Genomic DNA, 12021 nt, shown 5'->3' on the forward strand with positions numbered 1-12021 from the left:
GGGTGACCTGCCCCGGATCCACGGCGGGTGGAGAAGGACGATCAATGGTGGGTGGGTCTTCCCGATGGCGGCCGTTCGCCGTCGCCGCGGCCGTCGCGCTGGTCGTGGGGGGTGCGCCGATGGTCACATCGGACCCCGCGGTCGCCGCGGCCGGGGACGGCACGGTGACGGTCCGGGTCGTGCGCGAGGTCAACGCGAACGGGTCATGGGACCAGGTGCTGGAGCCGGGCATGTCCGGCGTCACGGTGAACCTGACCGATGACGCGGGCACGACGATCAGCGGCGTCACCGGCTCCGACGGGCGCGTGACGCTCAGTCCGGCCGGCAGCGCGCTGACCGGCGGCAAATACCGGGTGCAGGTCATCAACCCCAAACCGGGTGTCCTGTACTCCGCCTTCGCCGCGCGCGAGGGCCTGACGCAGGCGCCCAACCGCCTGAGCAGCACCGAGGAGTTCGTCGACGTGTCCGGCGGCAAGACCGTCGCCTACACCACCGCTTTGTGGAACCCGGCCGACTACTGCCAGAAGAACGCCACACTGGTCACCGCCTGCATCCGCGGCGACGTCTCCCCGGCCGAACCGGGCACCGCCCGCACGCTGGTGTCGTTCCCGTACAACGCGCGGGGCGTGGACAACCAGACCACCAACATGGCGACCAAGGCCCAGACGGGCGCGCTGTACGGCATCGGGTACTCCAAGCAGAAGAAATGGATCTTCTCCGGCGCCCACGCGCACCGGGCCTCGGGCTACGGTCCCGGCGGCGCGGGCGCGATCTACCTGAGCCAGGGCACGCCCACGAAGCCGCCGGTCTTCGGGCCGCCCGCCCTCTTCACGACCGTCCCGAACGTCGGCATCACGGCGCACAACTTCACCTCGGACATGGACCTGCCCTTCGCCCCGGCGGTCGGCAAGGAGTCCCTGGGCGACGTCGAGGTCTCCGAGGACGGCAAGGACCTCTACGCGGTCAACCTCTTCGACCGCAGGCTCTACCGCTACGACGCCACCCAGGCCGTGGCGGCCGCGCCCAAGGCGTCCTACGACATCCCGCAGCCCGACACCGCCTGCGCCGCCGATGACGACTGGCGGCCCTACGGCCTGGGCGTGCAGGACGGCGTGGTCTACGTCGGCGGGGTGTGCTCGGCCGAGTCCACCCAGGACGCCGCCGACCTGCGCGCCATCGTGCGCACCTTCGACCCGGCCGCCGGGACGTTCGGCGCGGTGATCATGGACGAGCGGCTCGACTTCCCGCGCCCGATCAGCTTCGAGAGCGCCTCGGTGTGCAAGGGCGCGGGCTGGTACCCGTGGTCCGACACCATCCCGAACTCGCTGAACGGGAAGAACTGCCCGGCCGGTTACTACGCCTACCCCGAGCCGGAGCTCGCCGACATCATCGTCGACACCGACGGCGCGCTGATCCTCGGCTTCCGCGACCGGCTCACCGACCAGGTCGGCCAGCTCCAGCGCATCCGGCCCGGCGGCGGGCTCTACCAGCCCGCGTCCGGTGGTGGCGTGGCGCGCGCCTGCGCGTCCGGTGCGGTGTTCGTGATGGCGGAGAACGGCGGCTGCGGCAAGACCGGTCGCGGCAACCAGTACTACTACAACCGCACGTACTGGGAGCACGCCAACGGCATGTTCGCCGGTCAGGCGCTGTCCAAGGTCGAGGACACCATCGCCAGCTCCGCCCTCGACCCGATCGGCGAGATCTTCTCCGGCGGCACCGCCTTCGTCAACCGGGACGGCTCGGAGTCGCCCCGAAACTCCAGCCACGGCAACCGGCTCACCACGGCCTTCGGCAAGGGCGGCTCGATGGCCGACCTGGAGGTCCTCTGCGACGAGGCGCCACTCCAGATCGGCAACCGGGTCTGGTACGACGTGGACAAGGACGGCATCCAGGATCCCGGCGAGAAGCCGGTCGTGGGCGCCACCGTGCGGCTCTACGACCAGGCCGGGACCGTGGTCGGCACGATGCTGACGACCTCGCGCGGCGAGTACTACTTCGACGACTCGAACGTGACCGGCGGCCTCCAGCCGAACACGACCTACACCATCAAGATCGACAATCCGGCCGACTACGCCTCCGGCGGCCCGCTCTACCAGTGGGTGGTCACCCAGGACAACGCCGGGGACAACGACTTCATCGACAGCGACGGCAAGGTCCCGCCGGGCGGCACCTATCCCGAGCACACCATCACCACCGGCGGACCGGGCCAGGACAACCACACCTACGACTTCGGCTACAACCAGCCCACCGGCGAGGTGAAGGTCGTCAAGCAGGACTCCTCCGGCAAACCGCTGGCGGGCGCGGTCTTCCAGCTGTGGAACGAGACCAACGGCACCGCCGGTCTCCAGACCGACGGGGCCACTCCCGACACGAAGGTCGGTGCCACCTGCACCACCGACGCGGCCGGAGTGTGCAAGAGCACCGTCCCGCTCGGCACGTACTACTGGCAGGAGACACAGGCCCCGGACGGCTACCTTCTGCCGAGCCCGGCGGTCTTCGGGCCGCTCACCATCACCCTGGCCAACTACTCCAGCGGCGCCTCCACCACCGCGACCAACGAGCTGGCCACCGGCGAGGTGCGGGTCCTGAAGACCGACCAGGACGGCAAGCCGCTGGCCGGGGCGGTCTTCCAGCTGTGGAAGGAGACCAACGGCACGAGCGGGCTCCAGACCACCGGCGCCACGCCCGACACGGTGACCGGTTCGCCGTGCACGACCCCGGCGTCCGGCAAGTGCGCCCAGACCGTCCCGCTGGGCACCTACTACTGGCAGGAGACCAGGGCCCCGGACGGCTACCTGCTCCCGGACCCGGCGGTCTTCGGGCCGCTCACGCTGACGATGGACAACCGCACCGCCGGTACCGAGGTCAGCGCCACCAACGAGCTGGCCACCGGTGAGGTCCGGCTGCTCAAGAGGGACGACAAGGGCGCGATCCTGAAGGACGCCGAGTTCCAGCTCTGGCGCGAGACCAACGGCGTCGACGGGCTCCAGGTGGACGGCGCCACGCCCGACACGAAGGTCGGCGGCCGCTGCACGACGCCCGCCTCGGGCAAGTGCGCGACCACCGTCCCGCTGGGCACCTACTACTGGGAGGAGACGAAGGCCCCGGACGGCCACCTGCTCCCGGACCCGGCGGTCTTCGGCCCGCTGACCCTGACCATGGACAACCGCACCGCCGGTACCGAGATCACCGCCACCAACGCGATCGCGATGGGCGAGGTCCGGGTGATCAAGCACGACGAGGACGGCAAGGCCCTGGCCGGGGCGGTCTTCCAGCTGTGGCGCGAGACCAACGGCACCTCTGGCCTCCAGACCGGTGAGGACACCGCCGAGGGCAACCCGTGCACGACCCCGGCGTCCGGCGTCTGCGAGGCGACCGTCCCGCTGGGCACGTACTACTGGCAGGAGACCTCGGCCCCCGACGGTTACCTCCTGCCGAGCCCGGCGGTCTTCGGGCCGCTCACGCTGACCATGGCCAACCGCACCGACGGCGTCGAGGTCACCGCGGTCAACGTGCCGGCCACCGGTGAGGTCCGGGTCGTCAAGCAGGACCCGGACGGCAACCCGCTGGCCGGGGCCGAGTTCCAGCTGTGGCGCGAGACGAACGGCACCGACGGGCTCCAGACCGCCTCCGACACGAAGGTCGGCGACGTCTGCACCACCCCGGCCTCCGGTAGGTGCGCCCAGACCGTGCCGCTCGGCACCTACTACTGGCAGGAGACCAAGGCCCCGGACGGCTACCAGCTGCCGAGCCCGGCGGTCTTCGGGCCGCTCACGCTGACCATGGCCAACCGCACCGCCGGTGTGGACGTCACGGCGGTGAACACGCCGAGCCCGGGCGAGGTCCGGATCCGCAAGACCGACCCCTTCGACCGGCCGCTGGCCGGTGCGGTGTTCCAGCTGTGGCGTGAGACCAATGGCGTCGACGGGCTCCAGACGGACGCCGACACCAAGGCCGGCGCCACCTGCACCACCGGCGCCGACGGCTTCTGCCGGAGCACGGTCGCCCTCGGCACGTACTACTGGGAGGAGACGAAGGCTCCGCAGGGCTTCGAGATGCCCAGCCCGGCGGTCTTCGGGCCGCTCGTGCTCACCCGCGACAACTACGCGGCGGGTGTGGAGGTCACCGCGGTCAACAGGCCCAAGCCGGTGTCGCTGCCCATGCGCATCCAGATCCGCAAGGTCGACGAGGGCGGCAAGCCACTGGCGGGCGCGGTGTTCCAGCTGTGGCGCGAGACCAACGGCACCGACGGGCTCCAGACCGCCTCCGACACGAAGGTCGGCGACCCGTCACCACTCCGGCCGACGGGCTGTGCTTCGCCAGGGTCCCGCGCGGGACGTACTACTGGCAGGAGGTGTCCGTGCCCAAGGGCTACGTCCTGCCCGACCCGGCCGTCTTCGGTCCGGTGACGGTGGAGCCCGGAGCCACCTCCGACGACCTGTCGTTGACGGCGACGAACAAGCTGAAGCCCGGTGTCGTGCGGCTGCTCAAGAAGAGCACCGACGGGAAGGTCCTGGCGGGCGCGGTCTTCCGGCTGTGGCGCGAGACCAACGGCCGCTCCGGGCTCCAGATGGACGCCGACACCCCCGTCGGCGAGGAATGCGTCACCGACGCCCAGGGCCGCTGCGACTTCGGTTCGGTGTCGGCCGGGACGTACTACCTGGAAGAGGTCGCCGCGCCGGACGGGTACCTGACACCCGACCCGGGGGTCAGCGGGCCCTACGAGGTCGGCGGCGTCCACGGCGACGTCGAGGTCACCCGCACCAACCAGCGCAGGCCGGAGCTGCCGCCGACCGGGCCGGGGATGCCGGTCCTCTCGCTGCTGGCGATCGGGCTGACCCTCGTCGGCGGAGGCCTCGTCCTGCGCCGGGCCAGGCGCCGGTCCTAGCGAACAGCCGCTGTTAGAGAACGAGAGAGGGGGCCGCGAGGCCCCCTCTCTTCATGCCCAGGGCGTGTCCGGCGGCGACCAGGACGCCGTCTCGTCCAGCCCGACGGTGAGCGTCCCCCCGTCCGGCAGGCGCATCGTGGCCCGCCGCATCCGCCCGTCGGCGTCGACCCAGTAGGCGAGGGGCGATTCGCCGCCCCGGCGGCCCGTGCGGGGACGCGGGCCGGAGAACACGTCGCACTCGCGCCCGCCGACGGCCTCCCGGCGCAGCCACCGCGCCTCCTGCCCCGCCAGGACCTGCGCGTTGTCCGGCCGGTCCTGGCCCAGCAGCACCGACAGCCGCAGCGCGGTGTCGAGCGGATCGTCGGTGTAGGCGCGCGGCGACCAGTCCGGAGTGGACGCCACCGACTCCGGCAGGCCGCCGCCCCGGCCGGGCGCCACCCGCAGGCCCTCGGCGTCCCACGCGATCAGTCCCGAACCCAGCGGCGCGCGGTACTCCCCGACGGCGTGATGCGAGCGGTAGTCGATGACGCCGTCGACCACGACCGTCCCCTCGGCCATCGGCGCCTCCACGCGCACCCGCAGCGGGCTGGCGGTGAAGGCGGTGTACCGGCTCAGCGCCAGCCGCCCGGCCTCGTCGATGGTGATGGGACGCGGCCCGCCGGACGGCCACAGCGCGAAGGCCGCCACGCCCGCCGCGACGGCACCGCCGCCCAGCAGGAACCAGCGGCGGTTCACGCCGACGGCAGGGGGTAGGCGCCGGCGTCCACGTCGCCGGGCAGGCCGGTCGCCGGACGCGCGGGCGCGCCGCCGGGGTCGGCCATGCCCGGCTGCCGGGGCGGCGCGGGCAGCGTCCGGAAGTCCACCCCGGCCGGGACGGCGACGTGCGCGGCGGAGGCCACCGTCACCACCGGCAGCGCGTTGCTGCCCGCGATCGCGCTCACCACGTCGGCGCCGTTACCGCCGACCGCGTTGCCGGTGACGTCGTTGCCCGTGGCGTGGTAGCCCTCGGCGTCGGCGACCACGATCCCGGCGGCGGCGTTGTCGCGCACCAGGTTGCGGGTCACGGTGTTGTCGCTGCCGCCGCCGATGCCCAGGCCCACCCCGAAGCCCCCGTCGGCCTGGGCGGGGCTGCGCGCGTCGTTGTTGCCGCTGATCGTGTTGCCCGCGATGACCGCCGAGCGCTGCGGCGCCAGGGCCTCGAAGTCGTTGGAGCTGACGGTGAGCCCGACCCGGTTCTCCGTCACCCGGTTGCCCAGGATCCACAGGTTCCGCGAGGCGTTGGTGACCTCGATCCCGACCGCGTTGTGTTCGACGAGGTTGCGGTGCACGAGGGTGTCGCACGGGTCGCACTGCCCGACGTAGATGCCGGAGTCGGCGTGCCCGGACGCGTAGGAGTCCTCGATGATCCCCTCGCGCGCGTCGAAGGCGTAGATCCCGTACAGCGCGTTGTTGTACGCCGTCACCCGCGAGGCCCGAAAACCCCGCACCGGCGGGAACTCGCGCGTGTCCAGCGGGTCGTAACCGGTGCCACCGGCCGCCGCCTGCAACGCGGCGTCGGTGACGCCGGTGAACAGCACGCCGTTGCCCAGGAACCCCCGCACCGTCAGGTTCTCCACCACCGAGCCGCCGCCGGTGACCACGATCCCGTTGGCGCGCTTGAACTCGCCGTCCACGACCACGCCCTCGCGGTCGAGGCCGCGCAGCACCACCCGCTCCCCGGTGAGGGTGACGCTCTCGCGGTAGACGCCGGGGGAGACCAGGACGAGATCGCCGGGCCCGGCCTCGTCCACCGCCTCCTGGATCGTCGCGGCCTGCGCGGGGACGGCGATGACGCGCGGGCCCTCGGCCGCGCACCCGGGTACGGCGGCGAGGAGGACGCCCGCCACGAAGAGGCGAATGCCCCATTTGCTATACATGGTGGCAAAATACCGGACTCGGGCCGAAGGGGATCGGGTGAGCGTGACGGGGCCGACCCGGCGGTCGCTGCTGTGCGCGGCGGCGGCGCTGCCCCTGGCCTCCTGCGCGGCCGAAACGGCGTCCGTCTCCCCGCCGCCGATCCTCCCGCACCTGCTGCTGACCGCCTTCGACGGCGACGCCTCCGCACCGGCCCAACTGGACGCCTGGCGCGCCAGCGTCCCGCCCGGCGTCGCGGTCACCGTCGGCTACGGGCCGCGCCTGAGCGCGCTGCTCGGGCTCGCCGACTTCACCGACGCCCCCGCATTTCCCGGCGACCGCCTCGACCCGGCGCGCTGCGGCGGCGACGTCGTGGTCGAGCTCCGCGGCGCCGACCCGGGCGTCCTGGCCGCGGCCGCCGAGGCGGTGCCCCTGGCGCCGCGGTGGCGGCAGCGCGGGTTCCTGCGGGTGCCCGCCGACGGGAGCACTCCCCGCAACCTCTTCGGGTTCAAGGACGGCACCGCCAACCCCGCCCCGGAGCAGGTCCTGACACCCGGTGGCGGGACGTTCATGGTGGTGCGGCGGATCCGCATGGACGCCGACGGCTTCCTCGCGCTGCCTCAGGCGGCGCGGGAGGCGGTCATCGGCCGGTACCGCGACAGCGGCGCGCCGCTGGGCGCGTCCGGCGAGTTCGACGAGGTGGCGCTGCTGGCGAAGCGTCCCGACGGTTCGTACGTGATCCCCGCCGGCGCGCACGTCCGGCTCGCCCATCCCCGGCTCGACCGGGGCGCGCGGATGCTGCGGCGCGGCTACTCCTACGACGACGGGCCCGGCGACCGCGGGCTGGTGTTCGTGGCGTTCATGGCCGACCCGGCGCTGTTCACGCGCGTCCAGCGGCGCCTGTCGTCCGCCGACGCCCTGAACGCCTTCACCCGGCACACCGGCGGAACCGTCTGCTACGTGCCACCGGCATAGCCACCGGTTCGCGGCTCCGTGGTCTTCTCCGTGGCCAACACGGATGTGCGCGGCCCGCCGTTTCGAGATGCTCTATGTGTAGCCGCGAGAGGCGCGGGGACGAGACAGAAGGAGACGGCGATGGCCACGCAGGAGCAGAAGTACGACGGTTTCACCGCCGACGAGCGCGCGGCGATGAAGGACCGCGCCAAGGAGATCAAGTCGCGCGGCAAGAAGGTCGACACCGAGGCCGAGCTGCTGGCCAAGATCGCCGAGTTCACCGAGGGCGACAAGGCCGACGCCGAGCGCGTCCACGCCCTGGTCAAGGAGAACGCGCCGCACCTTCAGCCCAAGCTCTGGTACGGCATGCCCGCCTACTACCGCGACGGCAAGCTTGTCTGCCACTTCTCCCCGGCGGCGAAGTTCAAGACGCGCTACTCGACCTTCAACTTCAGCGACAACGCCGCCATCGACGACGGCGACTGCTGGCCGATCGGCTTCGCGCTGGGCAACCTGACCCCGGCGGTGGAGGCGAAGCTCGCCGAGCTGATCAAGCAGGCCGCGTCCTAGAGCGTGTGACGGGGGCGGGAGGCCACGGCCTCCGCCCCGGACCGTCCGGGCGGCGCGCATCGCCCGAAAGGGTGGCATATGCGGGCAATAACGCAGGTGGCACCCGGGGGACAGTGGGCTCATGAGGTCGCGCGCCGAGGGGACGGCGGCCCTCGGTGGGGACCAGGGGGCCACCCGTGGCGTGGCCGCGCACGCGCTGCTGCGGTTGCAGCGCGCGGCGGGCAACCGGGCCACGGGGCTGCTGCTGTCGGTGCAGCGCGACGCGATGACGCAGTACGAGGACAAGGACTGGCACGCGGCCGCGTGGGTCCTGAAGGACTTCCCGCACGACAAGGCCATCGCCCGGGTCAAGGGGCTGAGTGCGAGCCGCCGCAACCGCCTGGCCGAAGGCGCGATGCACAGCCCGGCGTGGCGGGAGACCGTGCTGGGACTGGTGGAGGCGGTCGACCGGAATGCGGCGCTGATCGGGCGGGCCCGGTACCACCTGTGGAAGGACGAGTTCGCGATCGCCGCGCCCATGCTGGTCAAGCTCGACGACGCCACGATCCGCACGGTCCTGAGGCAGCGCTACGGCAAGATCTCCTTCGAGCAGGCCACCGAGATGACCGAGGTGGCCGGGAGCAAGGAGGACGCCAAGAGGCTGCGCTACCTGCTCCTGAGCGGCCCCGAGCTGCCGCACCGGCCGCAGGTGACCTTCCTGCCGAAGGACTCCCACGACCTGCTGGCCGGGTACGCGGCGGGCAGCCCGTTGCTGCGGGGATACGCGGCGGCGAAGTGGGGCGCGAAGGGCCCGCCGCGGATGCGGATGATCGAGGACGCGGCCTGGGTCGAGTTCGCCGCCGGGCAGTGCGCCGGGAGGGAGAACCCGAAGACCGGGAAGCCGATGACGCCCGAGGAGCTGCGCCGCGAGGTGGCGAACTGGGGCGGTTTCACCGACTCCGCCAGCGGGCTGATGTACATGCGGCACTCCGACTACATCGCCGGTGCGGCCATCCACGAGCTGGTGCACGCGCTGGCCGGGGCGGGCTTCCTGCACACCATCGGGTTCGACGCGAACGAGGGCGCCACCGAGTACTTCGCGCGGCGCGCCGCCGGTGAGCTGAAGGTGGCCCCGAGCGACTCCTACCCGAAGCAGCACGAGGTGATCGCCTCACTCGCCGGGTACGTGGGCGAGGAGCTCGTCACGGCCGCCTTCTTCGGCGGTGGGAACACCTCGGCGATCGCGAGCGAGGTGAACGCGAAGCACGCGCCACCGGCGGTTCGGGGGCCGGGCCCGGTGACCACCGCCTGGATCGCGTGGCTGAACCTCGTCGAGGGCCCGGGACAGGACCTGGTGGAGGCGGCCGCCTTCTTCGGGACCCGTGGCATCGAGCCACCGGTGCTCCCGCCGACCGAGTCCCGGGAGTGACCCTCACCCCGCCCGGAAGACCCCGTCCCGCCGCCACCCCGCGTGCATCTCCAGCACCACCCGTGTCGGCGGATGCAGGTCACCGGGCAGCCCGCCGCGCGGGAAGAAGGCGACCTCCTCCACCTCGCCGGGCTGTGGTCGCAGTGCGCCCGTCCAGGTACGGGCCTCGAAGCAGAGCGCGAAGCAGTGGGTGACGTCGCCGTTGGGGTAGGTCAGGGTGTGGACGCCGGGGTCGGACAGCGAGGCGAACGCGGTCAGGTCGGCCTCGGTGGTGAGCAGCCCGGTCTCCTCGCGCAGCTCGGCCACGGCGGCGGCCGCGAAGCCCTGCCCGGGTTCGCAGGCTCCGGCGGGGAGACCCCAGCGGCCGGTGTCGGTGGCGCGCTGAAGCAGGACGCGGTCCCCGCCGTCGAGGGCGAGGACCTGCGCGCCGGGGACCAGGAGGAGCCGGTCGCCGACGAGGCGGCGGAGCTCGGAGAGGTGCGACATGGACTCACTGTCGCACCCTCCGGGGCTCACGGGTCGCGGCGTACCACCAGCACTCCGACCACGATCGCGGCCACGACCCAGACCGCGTAGACCATCCAGGCGCCGCCCACGGTCAGCTCCGCGGGCCGGAACCAGGACGAGCCGTCGGGGTCGATGTTGCTGAGCCGGCGCCAGGCGCTGATCGGGAACAGGTTCTGGACGCGGATGACCCAGTCCCGCTGGGAGTTCATCAGCACCGGCGCCAGGAGGGTCACGCCGATGGTGGTGACGATGGACGCCGCCAGGCCCCGCAGGATCGCCGCGATCGCCATGCCCGCGATGACCGACACGGGGGCCAGCATCGCCGAGCCGAGGACGAGGCGGAGGGCGCCGGGGTAGTCGATGTCGATGCCGACGCCGCGTCCGTCGAGGATCGCCTGCGAGGAGAAGAACGCCACCACCGCCACGACCGCGCCCCACACGGTGAACAGGGCGGTGACCACGGTGAGCTTGGCGGCCATCAGCTGCCGCCGCCGGGGGACGGCGGCGTAGTTGGCGCGGATCATGCCCGAGGAGTACTCACCGGCCACGATCACCGCCCCGATCGAGCCCAGCAGCAGGAGCATCACCCACGCCGAGCCGTCGCTGAAGGCGTCATTGGACGACCAGCTCGGGAAGAAGTTCTCCTTGATCCCGTCGGGGTACTCGGGGAAGTTCACGTAGTCGGTCACCGCCGCCAGGACGCTCATCAGCGGGATCAGCACGGCCCCGCCGATGATCGCCCACGCCGTCGAGCGCAGGGTCCACAGCTTGTGCCACTCGGCGGCCAGGAGGTCGCCGAAACGGGCGCGCGGCTCGTTCCTCACGGGCCCGGCGTTCATGGGCGCCTTCTTCGCGGGCTGCGCCATCAGGTCTGTCATCGCTTCGCTCCGGCCTTGTACTCGACGCTGTCGGCGGTCAGTTCCATGAACGCCGCCTCCAGCGACGCCTTGTGCGTGGACAACTCCCGCAGGAGCACCCGGTGCTCGAAGGCCAGCTCACCGACCCGGTCGCCGCTGAGGCCGGTGACGGTGAGGGTCTCCCCGGCGGCCTCCACGCCACCGCCCGCGCCGGTCAGCAGCGTCGCGAGGCGCTCGGCCTCGGGGGTGCGGACGCGCACGTGCCCGCCGTCGCCGCGCCCGGCGAACGCCGCCAGGCTCTCGTCGGCGATCAGACGGCCCCGGCCGATGACCACCAGATGCTCGGCGGTGTTCTCCATCTCGCTCATCAGGTGGCTGGAGACGAACACCGTGCGGCCCTCGGCGGCCAGGCTCTTGAACAGCTCCCGGACCCACAGGACGCCCTCGGGGTCCAGCCCGTTGAACGGCTCGTCGAACAGCAGCACCGGCGGGTCGCCCAGCAGCGCGGCGGCGATGCCGAGCCGCTGGCGCATGCCCAGCGAGAAACCGCTGATGCGGCGCCCGGCGGCCGCGCCGATCCCGGCCAGGTCCAGGACCTCCTCGACGCGGTCCCGGGGGATCCGGTTGGACGCGGCCAGCACCCGCAGGTGGCCCCGGGCGGTGCGCCCGCCCTGGACGTCCCCGGCGTCCAGCAGCGCGCCGGCGTGCCGCAGGCCGCGCGGGTGGGTGGCGAAGGGCACGCCGTCGACGGTCACCGTCCCCGCGCTCGGGGCGTTCAGGCCGAGGATCATCCGCAGCGTGGTGGACTTGCCGGCGCCGTTGGGGCCGAGGAAGCCCGTGACCCGCCCGGGCCGCACGGTCACGCTCAGGTCGTCCACGGCGAGCTTGCCGCCGTAGGCCTTGGTCAGGTTCGTCAGTTCGATCACGGCGGCAACATTGCCGGG

The 12021-nt window shown here is 72.4% G+C and carries 10 protein-coding genes; 5 read left to right on the forward strand and 5 right to left on the reverse strand.

Features of this window, described 5'->3' with window-relative positions; genetic code table 11:
• The first annotated feature begins 119 nt into the window (after nucleotides 1–119).
• Together QSK10_RS23460 and QSK10_RS23465 are read left to right on the forward strand one after the other, a co-directional pair.
• Nucleotides 120–4409, forward strand: a complete 4290-nt coding sequence (locus QSK10_RS23460; protein WP_285665093.1) for a SpaA isopeptide-forming pilin-related protein — start codon at nucleotides 120–122, stop codon at nucleotides 4407–4409.
• Nucleotides 4361–4888, forward strand: coding sequence for a SpaA isopeptide-forming pilin-related protein (locus QSK10_RS23465; RefSeq protein ID WP_285665094.1), 528 nt, complete (start codon nucleotides 4361–4363; stop codon nucleotides 4886–4888). Before QSK10_RS23460 ends, QSK10_RS23465 begins: the two co-directional genes overlap by 49 nt.
• A gap of 51 nt (nucleotides 4889–4939) precedes the next feature.
• Here QSK10_RS23465 and QSK10_RS23470 read toward each other — a convergent pair whose 3' ends face one another.
• Nucleotides 4940–5623, reverse strand: a complete 684-nt coding sequence (locus QSK10_RS23470) for a hypothetical protein (RefSeq protein ID WP_285665095.1) — start codon at nucleotides 5621–5623, stop codon at nucleotides 4940–4942.
• Complete coding sequence (locus QSK10_RS23475) at nucleotides 5620–6804, reverse strand: right-handed parallel beta-helix repeat-containing protein (protein WP_285665096.1); 1185 nt, start codon at nucleotides 6802–6804, stop codon at nucleotides 5620–5622. Before QSK10_RS23475 ends, QSK10_RS23470 begins: the two co-directional genes overlap by 4 nt.
• Before the next feature lie 43 nt (nucleotides 6805–6847).
• Between QSK10_RS23475 and QSK10_RS23480 the strand changes: the two genes are divergently transcribed.
• The 3 genes from QSK10_RS23480 (at nucleotide 6848) to QSK10_RS23490 (ending at nucleotide 9713) form a co-directional block, all read left to right on the forward strand.
• Nucleotides 6848–7756 (forward strand): Dyp-type peroxidase, encoded by a 909-nt coding sequence (locus tag QSK10_RS23480; RefSeq protein ID WP_285665097.1) that lies wholly within the window; start codon nucleotides 6848–6850, stop codon nucleotides 7754–7756.
• A 120-nt stretch (nucleotides 7757–7876) separates the two neighbouring features.
• Nucleotides 7877–8305, forward strand: coding sequence for an iron chaperone (locus QSK10_RS23485; RefSeq protein ID WP_285665098.1), 429 nt, complete (start codon nucleotides 7877–7879; stop codon nucleotides 8303–8305).
• Between the two features lie 121 nt (nucleotides 8306–8426).
• Nucleotides 8427–9713 (forward strand): hypothetical protein, encoded by a 1287-nt coding sequence (locus QSK10_RS23490; protein WP_285665099.1) that lies wholly within the window; start codon nucleotides 8427–8429, stop codon nucleotides 9711–9713.
• Nucleotides 9714–9716: 3 nt separating this feature from the next.
• Here QSK10_RS23490 and QSK10_RS23495 read toward each other — a convergent pair whose 3' ends face one another.
• From QSK10_RS23495 to QSK10_RS23505, 3 genes are read right to left on the reverse strand one after another with little or no spacing between them, the layout of a single operon-like run.
• A complete protein-coding gene (locus QSK10_RS23495) occupies nucleotides 9717–10199 on the reverse strand; it encodes an NUDIX domain-containing protein (RefSeq protein ID WP_285665100.1) in 483 nt (160 codons plus the stop codon).
• 26 nt (nucleotides 10200–10225) lie between these two features.
• Nucleotides 10226–11098, reverse strand: a complete 873-nt coding sequence (locus tag QSK10_RS23500) for an ABC transporter permease (RefSeq protein ID WP_285665101.1) — start codon at nucleotides 11096–11098, stop codon at nucleotides 10226–10228.
• Entirely contained in the window at nucleotides 11095–12003 is a 909-nt protein-coding gene (locus QSK10_RS23505) for an ABC transporter ATP-binding protein (protein WP_285665102.1), read from the reverse strand. Before QSK10_RS23505 ends, QSK10_RS23500 begins: the two co-directional genes overlap by 4 nt.
• Between the last annotated feature and the right edge of the window lie 18 nt (nucleotides 12004–12021).

Origin of the sequence: Actinorhabdospora filicis (assembly GCF_030269765.1) — a bacterium.
Lineage (GTDB): Bacteria > Actinomycetota > Actinomycetes > Mycobacteriales > Micromonosporaceae > Actinorhabdospora > Actinorhabdospora filicis.

Bases quoted from the DNA above. Each gene is read 5' to 3' on its own strand.
- QSK10_RS23460 (WP_285665093.1), top strand. From the start codon at position 120: ATGGTCACATCGGACCCCGCGGTCGCCGCGGCCGGGGACGGCACGGTG.
- QSK10_RS23475 (WP_285665096.1), bottom strand. From the start codon at position 6,804: ATGTATAGCAAATGGGGCATTCGCCTCTTCGTGGCGGGCGTCCTCCTC.
- QSK10_RS23485 (WP_285665098.1), top strand. From the start codon at position 7,877: ATGGCCACGCAGGAGCAGAAGTACGACGGTTTCACCGCCGACGAGCGC.
- QSK10_RS23490 (WP_285665099.1), top strand. From the start codon at position 8,427: ATGAGGTCGCGCGCCGAGGGGACGGCGGCCCTCGGTGGGGACCAGGGG.
- QSK10_RS23495 (WP_285665100.1), bottom strand. From the start codon at position 10,199: ATGTCGCACCTCTCCGAGCTCCGCCGCCTCGTCGGCGACCGGCTCCTC.
- QSK10_RS23500 (WP_285665101.1), bottom strand. From the start codon at position 11,098: ATGACAGACCTGATGGCGCAGCCCGCGAAGAAGGCGCCCATGAACGCC.